Annotated in this window: 13 protein-coding genes and 1 pseudogene; 8 read left to right on the top strand and 6 right to left on the bottom strand. The window is 66.4% G+C overall.

From position 1 onward, the window contains the following. Window positions 1–263 (bottom strand): succinate dehydrogenase, cytochrome b556 subunit (sdhC, locus tag E1J61_RS04810; protein WP_133093010.1); only part of this gene is annotated, 263 nt, incomplete at its 3' end. 281 nt (window positions 264–544) lie between these two features. After that, window positions 545–1,498 (bottom strand): GntR family transcriptional regulator, encoded by a 954-nt coding sequence (locus tag E1J61_RS04815; protein WP_133093011.1) that lies wholly within the window; start codon window positions 1,496–1,498, stop codon window positions 545–547. A gap of 431 nt (window positions 1,499–1,929) precedes the next feature. Here E1J61_RS04815 and E1J61_RS04820 point away from each other — a divergent pair, with 431 nt between their 5' ends. From E1J61_RS04820 to E1J61_RS04845, 7 genes are all read left to right on the top strand, one after another. Further along, window positions 1,930–2,913 (top strand): malate dehydrogenase, encoded by a 984-nt coding sequence (locus E1J61_RS04820; RefSeq protein ID WP_133093012.1) that lies wholly within the window; start codon window positions 1,930–1,932, stop codon window positions 2,911–2,913. 126 nt (window positions 2,914–3,039) lie between these two features. After that, window positions 3,040–4,020, top strand: a complete 981-nt coding sequence (locus E1J61_RS04825) for a CoA ester lyase (protein WP_133093013.1) — start codon at window positions 3,040–3,042, stop codon at window positions 4,018–4,020. Between the two features lie 44 nt (window positions 4,021–4,064). Beyond that, window positions 4,065–5,246: a 2-methylcitrate synthase gene (gene prpC / locus E1J61_RS04830; protein ID WP_133093014.1), complete on the top strand. Its 1,182-nt coding sequence runs from the start codon at window positions 4,065–4,067 to the stop codon at window positions 5,244–5,246. Window positions 5,247–5,413: 167 nt separating this feature from the next. Continuing rightward, window positions 5,414–5,989 carry a hypothetical protein gene (locus E1J61_RS04835; RefSeq protein WP_133093015.1) on the top strand — a complete coding sequence of 192 codons (576 nt, stop codon included), beginning with the start codon at window positions 5,414–5,416 and terminating at the stop codon, window positions 5,987–5,989. Window positions 5,990–6,280: 291 nt separating this feature from the next. Next, window positions 6,281–8,998, top strand: a complete 2,718-nt coding sequence (gene acnA / locus E1J61_RS04840) for an aconitate hydratase AcnA (RefSeq protein ID WP_133093016.1) — start codon at window positions 6,281–6,283, stop codon at window positions 8,996–8,998. A 203-nt stretch (window positions 8,999–9,201) separates the two neighbouring features. After that, window positions 9,202–9,351, top strand: a complete 150-nt coding sequence (locus tag E1J61_RS37325) for a hypothetical protein (RefSeq protein WP_165971428.1) — start codon at window positions 9,202–9,204, stop codon at window positions 9,349–9,351. Window positions 9,352–9,459: 108 nt separating this feature from the next. Then, a complete protein-coding gene (locus E1J61_RS04845) occupies window positions 9,460–10,662 on the top strand; it encodes a DUF2863 family protein (protein ID WP_133093017.1) in 1,203 nt (400 codons plus the stop codon). Window positions 10,663–10,725: 63 nt separating this feature from the next. On the opposite strand, the gene E1J61_RS04850 is transcribed toward E1J61_RS04845, so the two are convergent. Further along, entirely contained in the window at window positions 10,726–11,403 is a 678-nt protein-coding gene (locus tag E1J61_RS04850; protein WP_133093018.1) for a tRNA (guanosine(46)-N(7))-methyltransferase TrmB, read from the bottom strand. Between the two features lie 135 nt (window positions 11,404–11,538). Here E1J61_RS04850 and E1J61_RS04855 point away from each other — a divergent pair, with 135 nt between their 5' ends. Further along, entirely contained in the window at window positions 11,539–13,164 is a 1,626-nt protein-coding gene (locus E1J61_RS04855; RefSeq protein ID WP_133093019.1) for an ABC transporter substrate-binding protein, read from the top strand. Window positions 13,165–13,290: 126 nt separating this feature from the next. On the opposite strand, the gene E1J61_RS04860 is transcribed toward E1J61_RS04855, so the two are convergent. The 3 genes and pseudogenes from E1J61_RS04860 to E1J61_RS04870 all read right to left on the bottom strand — a co-directional run bounded on the left by E1J61_RS04860 (window position 13,291) and on the right by E1J61_RS04870 (window position 16,214). Beyond that, window positions 13,291–14,175 carry a spermidine synthase gene (locus E1J61_RS04860; RefSeq protein ID WP_133093020.1) on the bottom strand — a complete coding sequence of 295 codons (885 nt, stop codon included), beginning with the start codon at window positions 14,173–14,175 and terminating at the stop codon, window positions 13,291–13,293. 46 nt (window positions 14,176–14,221) lie between these two features. After that, window positions 14,222–14,972 (bottom strand): annotated as a pseudogene (locus E1J61_RS04865) (tetratricopeptide repeat protein). 111 nt (window positions 14,973–15,083) lie between these two features. Next, window positions 15,084–16,214: a PLP-dependent cysteine synthase family protein gene (locus E1J61_RS04870; protein WP_133093021.1), complete on the bottom strand. Its 1,131-nt coding sequence runs from the start codon at window positions 16,212–16,214 to the stop codon at window positions 15,084–15,086. Window positions 16,215–16,339: the final 125 nt, after the last annotated feature.

Raw genomic sequence — 16,339 nt, forward strand, 5'->3', positions numbered from 1 at the left:
TGCAGATAACCCCAGATCAGGGCCAGCACAACCAGCTTGACAAAGCCGCCGGACAACAGGGCCGAGAACTTTGCGAAGCTCAGTTCGGAGGTAATGCTCTGCTCGAACAGGTACAGGACGAAGGGAAGGAGGAGGAACATCAAGGCACCGCTCACGCGATGCAGGATGGATACCTTGCCGGCCCAGGGCAACCGGTATTTCGCGATCTGCGAGATACCGATATTCCGGAACTCCGGCCTGGCTTGTTTGACGGCTTCAGCCATGCGAGACCCCAATTAGCGGTAAACAAAGAAACGAGACTGCCATTGCCTGCATGCAACGGGATGCATTGAGGCAAATCCACGAGATTTTAGCGCCTTTGTTGCGCGCTGCACCAATAATTTTCAGCTATCGCGCCCAACAGGCGCCGCCCGACAATCGCACACCATACACATGACACGGCGATTGCCAAGCAATATTCACCGGCGCTGCGCAACAACCCGCACCACCATCACAAAACCCGCAATAATCGCAGCCAACGCAGGGACCGCGCCGGCCCCATGACTCAGCTCAGGTCGTTCTGATAATAGTGTTTCGTCGTCACATACAACCCGCGGCGCACCTCGACAGGGCGATCCCCGTAGGTATATGAAACGCGCTCGACCGACAACAGCGGCGAACCCACCGGCACGGACAGCAGCTCGGCCGCCGTCTCGTCGGCGGCCACGGCGCGGATCTTTTCCGAGGCGCGGATCATGCGCGTACCGAACTCGGCCTCGAACAAGGCATACATGGGCCCCTTCCACTCGGTCAGCTTTTCCGCGGTGAGGCCTTTGAAGTTGGCGCCCAGCAGCCAGATCTCGTCGAGCACGGTCGACTCGCCGGAGAAATTCAGCACGCGGCGGATCTGCACTACGCTGTCGCCGGTGCGGATATCGAGCAGCCGCGCGATTTCGGCGGGCGCGCGCAGGCGCTTGCACTCCAGCACGTGGCTGGCGCCGTAGTGGGGCTCGCCTTCGTCGGGGACGAGGCGCAGGAAACGGAACTTGACCACGTCCTCATGGTGCGTGGTCACGAAGGTGCCCTTGCCCTGCCGCCGCGCCACCAGGTTCTCGGCGGCGAGTTCGTCGATGGCCTTGCGCACTGTGCCCTGGCTTACCTTGTAGCGCGCCGCCAGCTCCATTTCGCTGGGGATCATCTCGCCCGGCTTCCACTCGCCGGACTGCAGGCTGCGCATGATGAGCGCCTTGATCTGCTGGTACAGCGGACTGAAGGTGGGCGACGGGGCGGTCTGCGGGCCCGGCTGCTGGGCGGCGGCCTGGGGCGCAGTAGATGACGACGGCGCGGGAGAGTTCGACGGCGGGGTCGACGACGGAGTCGATGACGAGGCCGACGAAGACGGGGTCGACGAAGGCGGGGTCGACGAAGGCGCCTGCGTCCCGGCGCCAGGCGTGGCCGCGCCGGAGTCCTGCGCACCGTGGGCGGCAGCGCCGGAGAGGGACGTAGACAGGGAGGACATAGGCGGGATTTCACCATAAAAGGGCGGCGGGCGCCAGCCTGACGTTAATTGTCTTATGTCTTATATAAGACATATGAATTGACAGCCAGTGAGGCCGGGCCTACACTCGCGCTGGTCCACGCCCGCGAATGTCGTGAATGCCGTGCTCGTGCCGCCGGCGGATGCCGTCCCCGGCACCCTCCCCCGCGGCCCGGACTGGAAATCGGTCTGGAAATGGCGGCTCGCTTCGCAGTAGACTTACGCTTCGTTGCATCACCATGACCCGTTGTGGCTCATCCTCACCGGTTCCGCCCCGTGGCCCCGCCACCTGGTTCCGGCGGACGGCCGCTCCCCGCTGTGGCGACAACCAGCATCCGGCGTGCACGCCGCCTTGAGTTGGCGACTGCGTGCCGCCGACCGGTTACCCCCTTCTATCGTTTGGAGATTTACTCATGGCTAAAGCCCCAATGCGCGTCGCAGTGACCGGCGCCGCTGGCCAGATCGGCTATTCCCTGCTGTTCCGCATCGCCAACGGCGACATGCTGGGCAAAGACCAGCCGGTCATCCTCCAACTGCTCGACCTGCCGCAAGCCCAGGCCGCCGTCAAGGGCGTGGTGATGGAACTGGAAGATTGCGCGTTCCCGCTGCTGGCCGGCGTGGTCATCACCGATGACCCCAAGGTCGCCTTCAAGGATGCCGACGTGGCCCTGCTGGTTGGCGCCCGTCCGCGCAGCAAGGGCATGGAGCGCAAGGACCTGCTCGAGGCCAACGCCCAGATCTTCACGGTGCAGGGCAAGGCGCTGGACGAAGTCGCCAGCCGCAATGTCAAGGTGCTGGTGGTCGGCAACCCGGCCAACACCAATGCCTACATCGCCATGAAGTCGGCACCGAACCTGCCGCGCGAGAACTTCACCGCCATGCTGCGCCTGGACCACAACCGTGCCCTGTCGCAGATCGCCGCCAAGACCGGCAAGCCGGTGTCGTCGATCGAGAAGATGTTCGTGTGGGGCAACCACAGCCCGACCATGTACGCCGACTACCGCTATGCCACCGTTGACGGCAAGAGCGTCAAGGACATGATCAACGACCCGGTGTGGAACAACGACGTGTTCCTGCCGACCGTCGGCAAGCGCGGCGCCGCCATCATCGAGGCCCGTGGCCTGTCGTCGGCTGCCTCGGCCGCCAACGCCGCCATCGACCACGTGCATGACTGGGTGCTGGGCACCAACGGCAAGGTCGTCACCATGGGCATCCCGTCGAACGGCGAGTACGGCATCCCCGCCGACACCATGTTCGGCTACCCGGTGACCTGCGCCAACGGCAAGTACGAGATCGTCAAGGGTCTGGAGATCGACGCCTACAGCCAGGAAAAGATCAACATCACCCTGAACGAACTGGAAGAAGAAAAGGCCGGCGTGCAGCACCTGCTGGGCTGATCTTCAGCGCGTTCCGGGAAAGACCGGGGTTCCGCAACGATTCAAGAATCGGCGCGGACCCCGGTTTTTTCATATTGGGGCGCTATGATGTGCCTTCCCGTCCAACCCCAACCCACCTGAATTCCCGTGCATCCATCCGAGGTCTTGTTCCAGGGCGAAGCCATCCCGGTCCAGTTGCCGGTGTGTGACCACTATGCGGGCAGCGAAAAGCTGATGCGCAAGTCGCTTGCCCTGCAGCAAGAGCTTGGGCCGGTCTTCGACATCACCTTCGATTGCGAGGACGGCGCCGCCGTCGGCCACGAGCGCGAGCACGCCGAGCTGTGCGCGCAACTGGTCAACAGCCCGCTGAACGCGCACAACCGCGTCGGCGTGCGCATTCATGACCCTGCCCACCCGAGCTGGCGCCAGGATGTCGACGTGCTGGTGCGCACCGCCGGCGCGCGGCTGGCCTACGTGGTCGTGCCCAAGGTGACCGACGTGGTCGAGGTCGCGCGCGTGACCGACCATGTCAACCAGGTGGCGCGCAATGCCGGCATCGCCCGCCATATCCCGATCCATGTGCTGATCGAGACACACGCCGCGCTCGAACAGGCTTTCGACATCGCCGCGCTGGTGCAGGTGGAGTGCCTGAGCTTCGGCCTGATGGACTTCGTCTCGGCGCACCACGGCGCGATTCCCGGCGAGGCCATGCGCTCGCCGCAGCAGTTCGAGCACCCGCTGATCCGCCGCGCCATGCTGGAAATCTCCGCCGCCTGCCACCGCCATGGCAAGGTTCCGTCGCACAACGTCAGCACCGATGTGCAGGCACCCCAGCGGGCGGGCGATGACGCGCTGCGCGCGCGCGCCGAGTTCGGCTACCTGCGCAAGTGGAGCATCCATCCGGGCCAGATAGCGCCGATCGTCGCCGCCTTCCGCCCGGGCGCGGATGAAATCGGCGCCGCCAGCCAGATCCTGCTGGCGGCCCACGAGAACAACTGGGCACCGATCCGCCACGACGGCCAGCTGCACGACCGCGCCAGCTACCGCTATTACTGGTCGCTGCTGCAGCGCGCCCAGGCCACCGGCACGCCGCTGCCGGACAACGTGGAAGCGCTGTTCTTCGCCTGACCCGCCACAACAACAAAGCACGGACGCGACCGAAGGAGACCCGGATGTCCGCTTCGAAGACCGCAGCACCGGCCGCCGCGGCAGAGCCCGCGGCGCCGAAAGCCAAGAAATCCGTCGCGCTGTCCGGCGTTGCCGCCGGCAATACCGCGCTGTGCACCGTTGGCCGTACCGGCAACGACCTGCACTACCGCGGCTATGACATCCTCGATATCGCCGACACCTGCGAGTTCGAGGAAATCGCCCATCTGCTGGTGCACGGCAAGCTGCCGACCAGATCCGAACTGGCCGCCTACAAGGCCAGGCTGAAGTCACTGCGCGGCCTGCCGGCCAACGTCAAGCTGGCGCTGGAATGGATCCCGGCCAGCGCGCACCCGATGGACGTGATGCGCACCGGCGTGTCGGTGCTTGGCACCGTGCTGCCGGAAAAGGACGACCACAACGGCCCGGGCGCGCGCGACATTGCCGACCGCCTGATGGCCAGCCTGGGTTCGATGCTGCTGTACTGGTACCACTACAGCCACAACGGCCGCCGCATCGAGGTGGAGACCGACGATGACTCCATCGGCGCCCACTTCCTGCACCTGCTGCACGGCGAGCAGCCGTCGGCGCTGTGGGAGCGTGCCATGCATACCTCGCTGATCCTGTACGCGGAACACGAGTTCAACGCCTCGACCTTCACCGCGCGCGTGATCGCCGGCACGGGTTCGGACATGTATTCGTCGATCGCCGGCGCGATCGGCGCGCTGCGCGGCCCCAAGCACGGCGGCGCCAACGAAGTCGCGTTCGAGATCCAGAAGCGCTACGACAACCCGGATGAGGCGCAGGCCGACATCACCCGCCGCGTCGGGAACAAGGAAGTCGTGATCGGCTTCGGCCACCCGGTGTACACCACGGGCGACCCGCGCAACCAGGTCATCAAGGAAGTGGCGAAGACGCTATCGAAGGACGCCGGCTCGACGAAGATGTTCGACATTGCCGAGCGCCTGGAAACGGTCATGCGGGACGTCAAGAAGATGTTCCCGAACCTGGACTGGTTCAGCGCGGTGAGCTACCACATGATGGGCGTGCCGACGGCAATGTTCACGCCGCTGTTCGTGATCGCACGCACTTCCGGCTGGGCCGCGCACATCATCGAGCAACGCATCGATAACAAGATCATCCGCCCCAGCGCCAACTACGTGGGCCCCGAAAACCTCAAATTCGTGCCGATCGGCAAGCGTAAGTGAACCCGGACTAACCGGACACCCCGATTATGTAACCAAAGGCCAGCGCACTTCGCGGGCTCCGGCAAATCGTAGAGAATAGCGGCGGACTTTCCTTCCAGGCGCCGCCTGATGTGACGGCGGCGAACGACAAACAGACCAGATTTCAAAATCCGAGAGGCACTCACAAAATGAAACATCTCGTACTTGCCGCCTGCATCGGCGCGTTCAGCCTGACCACCGCCACCGCCGTGATGGCGCAAGAGCCGGCCAAGCAGACCACCAAGAAGAAGTCCTCGACCAAGAAGAAGGCCGCAGCCGGCACCGCCGCCGCTGCCGGCGCCGCCGCCGCAGTCACCCCGACCGGTGAAAAGTGGCAGTGCGAACTGGGCAACAGCATCTATATCTCCGGCGACATGCTGCGTGACGAAGTGCTGACCGTGCACTGGCAAGGCCGTGACTACAAGCTGCCGCGTCAGTCCACCGTGACCGGCGCCGACCGCTACTACGACGCCCGCACCGGCCTGGACCTGGTGGTGATCCCGAGCAAGGCCATGCTGTTCAACAAGAACCTGGGCCAGCGCCTGGCCGACGACTGCCAGAGCGCCGCCATGCAGGCAGGCGCCGCGGCGCCGACCCAGGCCGGCGGCCTGCGCGCCCCGGTCAGCGCCCCGCTGCTGGCCACGCCCCCGGGCGGCCCGACGGTCCAGCCGCAGCAGGCGCAGCAGCCTGACGCGACCCAGCAAAGCGCGGCACCGAAGCAGTAAATCCGTACAGGGTGCCGGCGGCCGCCTGAATTCCGGCCGCCGGCACCCTTTTGCCTTGCGGGCGGGCCAACCCGCCGCGGGCACGCTGTCGCGCCGCGGGAAGGCATGGCCGGGGCCCGGCCGATCGAGACCGGGTGGCGGCAAGGCCGCGCGGCGGTTAGAGTATGCAGTTGCAGTGCGCTGCCGACCTCGGACCGCGGTCATACGCCGCGGCAGCGCACCGGGGTCTGAATCCGGTTTCAGAGGTCCGAGCCAAATGCCATCGCATCATCCTTCGATCGGAGTACGGCAATGCCCCATAACCTCAAGAACACGCTAAAAGAATTCAAGATCGGCGCTTCCGGCAAGGGCCAGTTCTATTCCCTGCCGCAACTCGCGCAGGAACTGGACCTCGATCTCGGGCGCCTGCCGGTATCGATCCGCGTCGTGCTGGAAGCCGTGCTGCGCAACTGCGACGGCAAGAAAGTTACCGAAGAACACGTCAGGCAACTCGCCGGCTGGAAGCCGAATGCCGAGCGTGTGGACGAGATCCCGTTCGTCGTGGCCCGCGTGGTGCTGCAGGACTTCACCGGCGTGCCGCTGCTGGCCGACCTGGCCGCAATGCGCAACGTGGCCGAGAAGATGGGCCAGGACCCCAAGAAGATCGAGCCGCTGGTGCCGGTCGACCTGGTGGTCGACCACTCGGTGCAGGTTGACCATTTCCGCGAAAAGAGGGCGCTGGACCTGAACATGCAGCTGGAATTCCAGCGCAACAACGAGCGCTACCAGTTCATGAAGTGGGGCATGCAGGCGTTCGACACCTTTGGCGTGGTGCAGCCGGGCTTCGGCATCGTGCACCAGGTCAACCTGGAATACCTGGCGCGCGGCGTTCATAAGAAGGATGGGGTCTACTACCCTGACACGCTGGTCGGCACCGATTCGCACACCACCATGATCAACGGCATCGGCGTGGTCGGCTGGGGCGTCGGCGGCATCGAGGCCGAGGCCGGCATGCTGGGCCAGCCGGTGTACTTCCTGACGCCGGACGTGGTCGGCGTGGAGCTGACCGGCCGCCTGCGCGAAGGCGTCACCGCCACCGACCTGGTGCTGACCATCACCGAGATGCTGCGCAAGGAGAAGGTGGTCGGCAAGTTCGTCGAGTTCTTCGGCGAAGGCACGGCCAGCCTGTCAGTGCCGGATCGCGCCACCATCGGCAACATGGCGCCGGAGTACGGTGCCACCATGGGCTTCTTCCCGGTCGACGAAAAGACCATCGATTACTTCCGCGGCACCGGCCGCACCGACGCGGAGATCGACGCGTTCGAAGGCTATTTCCGCGCCCAGCAGATGTTCGGCATTCCGCAGGCAGGCGACATCGACTTCAGCAAGACGCTGAAGCTGGACCTGTCCACGGTCGCGCCGTCGCTGGCCGGGCCGAAGCGCCCGCAGGACCGCATCGAGATCGGCAACGTCAAGAGCACGTTCGCGTCGCTGTTCAGCAAGCCGGTGGCCGAGAACGGCTTCAACAAGGATGCGGCCGAGCTGGATCGGCCCTACCGCACCAGCAACGGCATTGAAGTGAAGAACGGCGACGTGCTGATCGCCGCGATCACCTCGTGCACCAACACCTCCAACCCCAGCGTGCTGCTGGCGGCTGGCCTGCTGGCCAGGAAGGCGGTGGAAGCCGGACTGGAAGTGGCGCCGCACATCAAGACCTCGCTGGCGCCGGGCAGCCGCGTGGTCACCGAATACCTGAAGGCCGCCGGCCTGCTGCCGTACCTGGAGCAGCTGGGCTTCGGCGTGACCGCCTACGGCTGCACCACCTGTATCGGCAATGCCGGCGACCTGACGCCCGAGCTGAACGAGGCCATCGTCAAGAACGACCTGGTCGCGGCCGCGGTGCTGTCGGGCAACCGCAATTTCGAGGCCCGCATCCACCCGAACATCCGCGCCAACTTCCTGGCTTCGCCGCCGCTGGTGGTGGCCTATGCCATCGCCGGCAATGTCACGCGCGACCTGATGACCGAGCCGGTCGGCAAGGGCAAGGGCGGGCGTGACGTCTGGCTGGGCGATATCTGGCCGACTTCTGAGGAAATCCACGCGCTGATGAAGTTCGCGATGGACGCCAAGACCTTCAAGGGCAACTACGAGCAGGTCAAGAAGCCGAGCAAGCTGTGGGGCGCGATCCAGGGCACCAAGGGCCAGGTGTACGACTGGCCCAAGTCGACCTACATCGCCGAGCCGCCCTTCTTCCAGGACTTCAGCCTGGAGCCGTCGGGCGCCTCGGCCAGCGTGCGCGACGCGCGCGCGCTGGGCATCTTCGGCGACTCGGTGACCACCGACCATATCTCGCCGGCCGGCTCGATCAAGGACACCTCGCCCGCGGGCAAGTACCTGCAGGCGCATGGCGTGCTCAAGGCCGACTTCAACAGCTACGGCTCGCGCCGCGGCAACCATGAGGTGATGATGCGCGGCACCTTCGCCAACGTGCGCATCAAGAACCTGATGATCCCGCCCAAGCCGGACGGCGCGCGCGTGGAAGGCGGCATCACCATCCACCAGCCCACCGGCGAGCAGATGTCGATCTACGACGCGGCCATGAAGTACATCGCCGAGGGCACGCCCACGGTGGTGTTCGGCGGCGAGGAGTACGGCACCGGCTCGTCGCGCGACTGGGCGGCCAAGGGCACGCAGCTGCTGGGCGTGAAGGCCGTGGTGGCGCGCAGCTTCGAGCGCATCCACCGCTCCAACCTGGTCGGCATGGGCGTGCTGCCGCTGCAGTTCAAGGGCAGCGACAGCGCGCAGGCACTGGGTATCACCGGCAACGAGACCTTCGACATCGAAGGCACGGGCCTGGACAACCCGGGCGAGCTCAAGCCGCAGCAGGACCTGGTGCTGGTGATCAAGCGCGCCAACGGCGACGTGCAGCGCGTGCCGGTGCTGCTGCGCATCGACACGCCGATCGAGGTCGACTACTACAACCACGGCGGCATCCTGCCGTTCGTGCTGCGCCAGCTGCTGGCGGCCTGACGCCCGCGGATGGTCCATGCAAGCGCCGCCTTCCCGGGCGGCGTTTGTCATGGTGCGCATGATGCGGCCCCGGAATCACCCGGCGCCATCCCGCGCGTGTAAGTTCCACGCAAGGCAGTGCTGCCACACTGTGTCCCAAACAACATGGGCCGCAATGGCCCGGAGGCGGGGCCACCCCGCTTCAGACATACACTGGAGACAACATGGCAAAGATCATCATCGCATTCGTCGTCGTTGCCGGCGCAGCCCTCTACCTGCTGACCAAGGGCGGCAGCGACGTGTCGATTTCCGGCGAGCAGCACGGCGTCGAGACCCACGCACCGGCGGCGCCGGCAGCCGGCGGACAGAAATAAAAAGAAGTCTTCGGCCTCGCCGGTGGCAAGTCGCGCCGCATCGCGCGGCCGCCTTGTCAACGCAACGAGTAGAATACCGTTTTACGCATAAACGAACGGTTTCTTTCTATGGCAGGTTTTCGCCCCAAGGCTTCCCCACGTCTTTCCCCCGACGCCGAGCGGTTGGTGGCCGATGCGCTCGCCCTCGACGCATCGGGCAGCCGCATGGAGGATGGCTACTGGGAACGGCGGCTCTCGCAGCGCCTGGGCCGCCTGTTGAAGAACGGTAGCCAGACCGCGCTGGACGCGGCGCTGGAGCACCTGTTCAAGCACAACGCCGATGCCTCCGACGTGCTGGCCGAGCAGGCCGAGACACTGGCCGAATCGGCCACCATCGAGGTCGATGGCCAGCGCTACGACGCGCTGCTGATCGCCGCGCCAATCCTGGCGCACACGCGTTACGCCATCCCCTCGGGCGCGCTCAAGCCGGAGCTGGCCCAGACGCTCGCCGTGCACTTGCAGGCACATGTACTGGCTTCCGACACCAAGGTGGCGCTGTCGCCGTACCTGTACAGCATCGACCAGTTGCCGCGCACCCACAGCGACACCTTTGCGCTGACGCACAAGCTGGCCGCGGCCGCGCTGGCCGGCTCGGTACCCAAGGTCGACCTGCGCGACCTGCCCGAGACCGCGCCGATCCTGGCCGACCCGCGCTACCTGCTGGCCGTGGTGGTAGCCCCGCACGAGCAGGCGCTGTTCCGCTGGCAGGAAGATGCCAAGGAGCACCACGCCGAGCGCTCGGTGTGCCTGGAACAATGGCGCACCCAGGTCCAGCCGTCGGTGGCGCTGCTGCTGCCCGGCTGCGAGTTCGAGCTGCTGCTCCCCGACGCCTTCTTCCTGTCGTGCCGTGAGTCCGACAAGAGCATCCGTCCTCTGACCGTGCGCGCCGCCGTCAACTACCTGGCCGGCACGCTCGATATCTCCGCCGGCCAGCTGGCCGCGGTGGTGGCCGCGTTCGGCGAGGAAGTGGTCGAGGAATACCGCGTCGGCTTCACCATGCGCGGTGAAAAGGACGTGATCTACGGCATCGTCTGGCCGGTCTACGGCCGCGAAGCCGGCGAAGTCGATGCCGACGAGAAGGGCAACCCGCTCGAACAGATCTGCGAAGAGCTGCGCAACGCCGGCGTGGAGGATATCTTCCGCCACGCGGCGCTGTTCGATCCGGAATATTGCGAGGATTGCGGCACGCCGCTGTATGCCGACCGCAATGGCGAGATCGTGCATGCGGAGCTGCCGGAAGACGCGCCCACGCAGCAGCCGCTGTTCCACTGAGTTCCCGCGCCCACGCAAGCAAACGGCCCACATCGTGGGCCGTTTTTGTTTTCCTGGCTGGCTTCAGGCACCCCGCTCGCTGACGCAGCGCCAGAGCCCATGCCCCGATGCCGCGTACTTGCGCTCGAACGGCGTCATCGCCTGCGCCGGCTGCCAGGGCTCGACCACCTGCGCCGGACGCCCAACCAGCGCCAGCGCCTGCGCGAACTCGTCGATGTAGACCTGCCAGTTGCTGCGGCATTCCAGGTAATCGCCGCACGCCGCCAGCGCCGGGAACACCGCATGGCCCTGCCAGCGCCGCCCCAGGTGGCCGATCTTTGGCCATGGGTTCGGGTACAGCACGTAGTGGCGCGCCACCGGCACCGCGTCGGCCTGCAGCATGCGCCAGACATCGACCAGGTCGGCCCGCGCCCAGCAGAAATTGGCCGGCACCGGCGCCTCGCCCCACCAGTCCTTGCCAGCGGCCAGGCGCTTTTCGGACTGGTCGACGCCGATCACATAGTGGTCCGGGAATGATGTCGCCAGGCGCAGCGTGCTTTCGCCCACGCCGCAGCCGGCATCCAGGATCAGCGGCGCGCCGCCGGCCTGCTGCCAATTGTCGAGCGCCGCGCTCAGCGCGCGGCGGCTGGCTTCGCCGATGGGCTTGCGGAACGGCTCGGCCAGGTGGCGCGCGACACGCGCGGCAAGGTGTTCGTGGACATCGGACTGCGCCGAGACGATGGTGCGGGAATTGGCAAACATGACCCCATTTTACCGGGGCCGGACCCGGCAGCCTTGCATCGGACGCTGCAACCATGCCACTTTAGCGGCACAATGCGGGACAAACCGCCTGAGAACCCGTCCGCAAGCGCCGGACCTGTACGAGGAGCCAGTCCCATGCCATCGACAACCGCCACGCCCAGCCAGCCCGCCCGCCGCACCTTGCTCCACGCCACCGCCGCGCTGGTGCTGGGCAGTGCCGCCTGTGCCGCCCTGGCGCTGGTGCCGGCCGGCGCCGCCCATGCCGAGGACCTGCGCATCGGGCTGGCCGCCGACGTCACCTCGATGGACCCGCACTGGAACAACTCCGGCCCCAACAACGCGATCGCGCTGCATGTCTTCGAGTCGCTGGTGTTCATGGACAAGAACGCCCGCTATATCCCCGGCCTGGCGCTGTCGTGGAAGCCGGTCAATGCCATCACCTGGGAAATCAAGCTGCGCCCCAACGTGAAGTGGCACGACGGCTCGCCCTTCACCAGCGAAGACGTCAAGGCGTCGCTGGAGCGCCCGGACAAGCTGACCAACAGCCCCGGCTCGTTCACCAGCTACACCAAGCCGATCGCCCGCATCGACACGCCCGATCCGCTGACGGTGCGCCTGACCATGAGCGTGCCCAACTACGCCAACCTGGCCAACGACCTGAACAGCGTTCCGATCATGCCGAAAAAGGTCGCCGCCACGCTGACGCAGGCCGATTTCGACTCGGGCAAGGCCATGATCGGTACCGGGCCGTTCAAGTTCGTGCGCTTCGCGCGCGGGCAGGAAATCGTGATGGAGCGCAATCCCAACTACTGGGGGCCCAAGCCGGAGTGGGACCGCGCCGTGTTCCGCATCATCACCGACAACGGCGCGCGCAGCGCCGCGCTGCTGGCGGGCGATGTCGACGTGATCGAGAGCGTGCCGTCGGCCGACGTGGCCAAGCTCAGGCAGAACCCGAAGTTCAAGATCGAGCAGCAGGTTTCGTGGCGCACCATCTTCTGGCAAATGGACCACTCGCGCGACAACCCGCCCTTCGTCACCGACAAGGCCGGCAAGCCGCTGGGCAAGAACCCGTTCAAGGATGCGCGCGTGCGTGCCGCGATCAGCAAGTCGTTGAACCGCGACGCCATCGTCAACCGCATCATGGAGGGGCTGGCGGTGCCGGCATCGTCGATCGTGTCGCCGCAGATCTTCGGGCATCCGGGCACCAAACCCGACGCCTATGATCCCGAAGGCGCCAAAAAGCTGCTGGCCGAGGCAGGCTACCCGGACGGCTTCGGGCTGACGCTGCATGCCACCAACAACCGCTACCTGAACGACGCCGCGGTGGCGCAGGCCACCGCCAGCATGCTGACGCGCATCGGCATCCAGACCAGGGTCGAGACCATGCCGGTAGCGGCCTACTTCACGCGCGCGCGCCAGGGCGACTTTGCCTTCCAGATGCTGGGGTGGGGTTCGGCAGCCGCGGATGTGGCGCTGCGCTCGATCACGGGCACGCCCAATCCCAAGACCGGGTATGGCACTTGGAACTGGGGCAAGTACAGCAACCCGCAACTGGACCAGCTGATCGAAAAATCGCTGACCACCGTTTCCAGCGAGAAAGCGCGCGAGGAGAACGCGCGCACGGCGGCCAGGTTCGCGCTGGCCGACCACGCGATCATTCCGTCGCACAGCCAGCTGGCGATGTGGGCGATGAAGAAGGGACTGAAGTATGAGGCGCGGACGGACGAGTGGTCGCTGGCGCAGTTTTTCCACAAGGAGTGAGGTCGGCGGCTGGTCATCGGCTCGCGGTGTTCTCCCTCGCCCGCTTGCGGGAGAGGGAGAACACCTTGCTTGGGCTAGTTCAGGCGGCTTTGGAGCACCCAAACCTCCTCTTTGGGCGCGTTTGGATCAGATCCTCAACCGCTCTTCCTGCCGCGCGTTCGCAGCGCGCAGCTTCTGCACCCAGTCCCGCGCCGGCAGCCCCGTGGTCTTCTCGACCACGTCGGCGCGCGCTTCCAGCACTTCCCACGCCACATCGATCTCCGGGCCGTTGAACGCCAGTGCGATGATGTTGCCGTCATGGACCTCAGGGAACACCAGCACGCGGTTATCGAAGGCTTCGCAGATGCGCTCGATATTCTTCGGGAAGCTGTCGTGGTCGCCGAACAGGTTGATGGTCATCACGCCCGGCTCCTTCAGCGTGCGGCGGCAGGCGCGGTAGAACGCGGTGGTGTCGAGCACCGGGCCGCGCGCGGTGGCGTCGTACAGGTCCACCTGCAGCACGTCGATGGCATCGGCGTGGGTGCCGTCCATCACGTAGTCCCACGCGTCCTGCTCGCGCACGGTCAGGCGCGCGTCATCCTGGCGCAGGCCGAACATGCTGCGCCCGGCGATGATCACCGCCGGATTCAGCTCGACCGCGGTCACGCGCGCGCGGCTGAACTGGCGGTGGCAGAACTTGGTCAGCGCCGCCGCCCCGAGGCCGAGCTGGACCACGTGGAATTCATCCACAGAAGGCGACAGGAACAGCAGCCAGGCCATCATCTGCTGCGCGTATTCCAGCTCGATCGCATCCGGCTTGCGCAGGCGCATCGCGCCCTGCACCCACTCCGTGCCGAAATGCAGGTAGCGCACGCCGTCCAGCTCCGAGAAGGTCACCGGCGCAAAGCGCGGCGTCATGCGTTTTTCTTCGCGGGCCGCGCGCGAGTCTGGCGCCTGGCCACGGTTGCGTGTGCCACGTGCCGGACGGCGCGAGGCCACGGCTTCAATCGATTTGCGTTTCAGTAGGGTCATATTGTCGAGAAATACACGGTGGCCATGCAACGGGCCGGAACGCGCCTTACTTGCCCAGCGCCGCCTGCGCGCGCTGCAGCCACTCGCGGTTGTGCTCGCGGGCATGGCGCGGCCAGTGGCGGGCGTCATGGACGATTTCGGCATAGAGTTCGCGCGCGTTCGCGGTCGGCGGCATCGGGCTGCGCCGCCAGCCAGTCGGCGAGCAGGCAGCGCGGCGCGGCGTCGCTGGCGCTGGTCAGTGCCTGCTCGAACGCGGCGCGCGTGCCGGGCGCGCCGGTGGCAGCCAGCGCGCGAGCATACAGCAAGGCGGGGTCGGGCTGCTGGCGCGCATGCGGGCTGGCGCCGAACAGTTTTTCCAGCGTCGCCAGCGCGGCGGCCGCGTCGCCGGTGGCGAACTGCGCCTGGGCCAGGCCATGCAGCAGCGCCGGATCGGACGCGAACGGGCCGTTGGCCGCGGCCTGGTAGTGCTGCAGCGCCTCGGACGGCTCGCCGGCTTCGAGCAGCACGGCGCCCAGGCGCATGCGGTGCGCCACGGTCGGCGCCCGGTCAAAGTCGGTGCGGGCCTCGCGCACCGCGCGGTTGGGGTCCACCAGTTGCGAGATGGCGCGCGTGGCCGCGCGCGCGCCGCGCGACTGGCGCAGCTCGGGCAGGAAGATGGCAAAGAAGTAGACCAGGCTGCCCAGCCCCGGGAACAGGAACAGGATCAGCAGCCAGTACATGTTCTGGTGCGTGCGCACCGCATGCACGGCGAAGAACAGCGCAACGATGATATGGATGCTGATACCGAAGATACGCATGGATAAGTCAACCTATGGGATCGTATGAGGTCATCAGTGGGCAAAGGGTCGGCGCCGAAGCGCTGGCCGCCGGCATTTTGACAGAAAGACGGCGGCGCGATTCCCTTGCATTCAGCCCGGAATGCCGGCGCCGGCCGGCTGCAGCCCGGCCACCGCCTGCGGCGTAAGCACCGCCTCGCCCTTCACCGCGCGCGCCACCAGCGCATCGGCGGCGTCGATGGCGATGCGCTGCTCGGCATACCAGTCTTCGTCGTAGTAGGTATTGCCATAGCGGTCGCCGCTGTCGCACAGCAGCGCGACGATGGCCCCCGCCTGCCCTGCCGCCCGCATCTGCTGCGCCAGGTACAGCACGCCGACGAAGTTGGTGCCGGTCGAGCCGCCGACGCGGCGGCCGAAGCGCCTGGCCAGGTAGCGCATGGCGGCGAACGACAGCGCATCGGGCACCTTCAGCATGGCGTCGATGCAGCTGGGGATAAACGAGCGCTCCACGCGCGGCCGGCCGATACCCTCGATTCGCGAGCCGGTCGGCAGCGACAGGTCCGGTTCAGGCTTGCCCGCCAGGGCGCTGCGGAAATAATCGAAGAACACTGAGTTCTCCGGATCGGCACACAGCACGCGCGTCTTGTGGCGGCGATAGGCGACGTAGCGGCCGAGCGTGGCGATGGTGCCGCCGGTGCCGCCGCTGGACACCAGCCAGGCCGGTACCGGGTGCTCCTCCTCCGCCATCTGCTTGAAGATGGATTCGGCGATATTGTTGTTGGCGCGCCAGTCGGTGGCACGCTCGGCGTAGGTGAACTGGTCCATGAAATGGCCGCCGGTTTCCTGCGCGATGCGGTGCGACGCGGCATAGATCTCCGACGGGCTGTCGACAAGGTGGCAGCGCCCGCCATAGAACTCGATCGCCTCGACCTTGGCGCGCGACGTGCCGGCCGGGATCACCGCCACGAACGGCAGCCCTAGCAGCCTGGCGAAATACGCCTCTGAAATCGCGGTCGAGCCGCTGGACGCTTCCACCACCGTGCTGCCCTCACGCAGCCAGCCATTGCACAGCGCATACAGGAACAGCGAGCGCGCCAGCCGGTGCTTCAGGCTGCCGGTCGGGTGGCTGGATTCGTCCTTGAAGTAGACACGGATGTCGGGGTAGCCCGGCAGGTCCAGCGGGATCAGGTGGGTATCGGCGGAGCGGTTGAAGTCGGCTTCGATCTTGCGGATCGCTTCGTGGGTCCAGGCGGAAAGTGGCATGGGTGGCTTGCGGGCGCGGCGGCCGGGGCATTGGATCAGGCCCTCAGGATGCCAGAAGCGTGCTGCCCAAATCCAGTTTCCCGGATCCGGCGCGACGATCGGCAGGCACTGCAATGCGCTCTTGG

The sequence above is a fragment of the Cupriavidus sp. L7L genome, assembly GCF_004353535.1.
GTDB classification, from domain to species: Bacteria; Pseudomonadota; Gammaproteobacteria; order Burkholderiales; family Burkholderiaceae; genus Cupriavidus; species Cupriavidus oxalaticus_A.

Excerpts from the sequence above, each read along its gene's own strand:
- E1J61_RS04815 (WP_133093011.1), bottom strand. The coding sequence starts at position 1,498 with ATGTCCTCCCTGTCTACGTCCCTCTCCGGCGCTGCCGCCCACGGTGCG.
- E1J61_RS04820 (WP_133093012.1), top strand. The coding sequence starts at position 1,930 with ATGGCTAAAGCCCCAATGCGCGTCGCAGTGACCGGCGCCGCTGGCCAG.
- prpC (WP_133093014.1), top strand. The coding sequence starts at position 4,065 with ATGTCCGCTTCGAAGACCGCAGCACCGGCCGCCGCGGCAGAGCCCGCG.
- E1J61_RS04835 (WP_133093015.1), top strand. The coding sequence starts at position 5,414 with ATGAAACATCTCGTACTTGCCGCCTGCATCGGCGCGTTCAGCCTGACC.
- acnA (WP_133093016.1), top strand. The coding sequence starts at position 6,281 with ATGCCCCATAACCTCAAGAACACGCTAAAAGAATTCAAGATCGGCGCT.
- E1J61_RS37325 (WP_165971428.1), top strand. The coding sequence starts at position 9,202 with ATGGCAAAGATCATCATCGCATTCGTCGTCGTTGCCGGCGCAGCCCTC.
- E1J61_RS04845 (WP_133093017.1), top strand. The coding sequence starts at position 9,460 with ATGGCAGGTTTTCGCCCCAAGGCTTCCCCACGTCTTTCCCCCGACGCC.
- E1J61_RS04850 (WP_133093018.1), bottom strand. The coding sequence starts at position 11,403 with ATGTTTGCCAATTCCCGCACCATCGTCTCGGCGCAGTCCGATGTCCAC.
- E1J61_RS04855 (WP_133093019.1), top strand. The coding sequence starts at position 11,539 with ATGCCATCGACAACCGCCACGCCCAGCCAGCCCGCCCGCCGCACCTTG.
- E1J61_RS04860 (WP_133093020.1), bottom strand. The coding sequence starts at position 14,175 with ATGACCCTACTGAAACGCAAATCGATTGAAGCCGTGGCCTCGCGCCGT.
- E1J61_RS04870 (WP_133093021.1), bottom strand. The coding sequence starts at position 16,214 with ATGCCACTTTCCGCCTGGACCCACGAAGCGATCCGCAAGATCGAAGCC.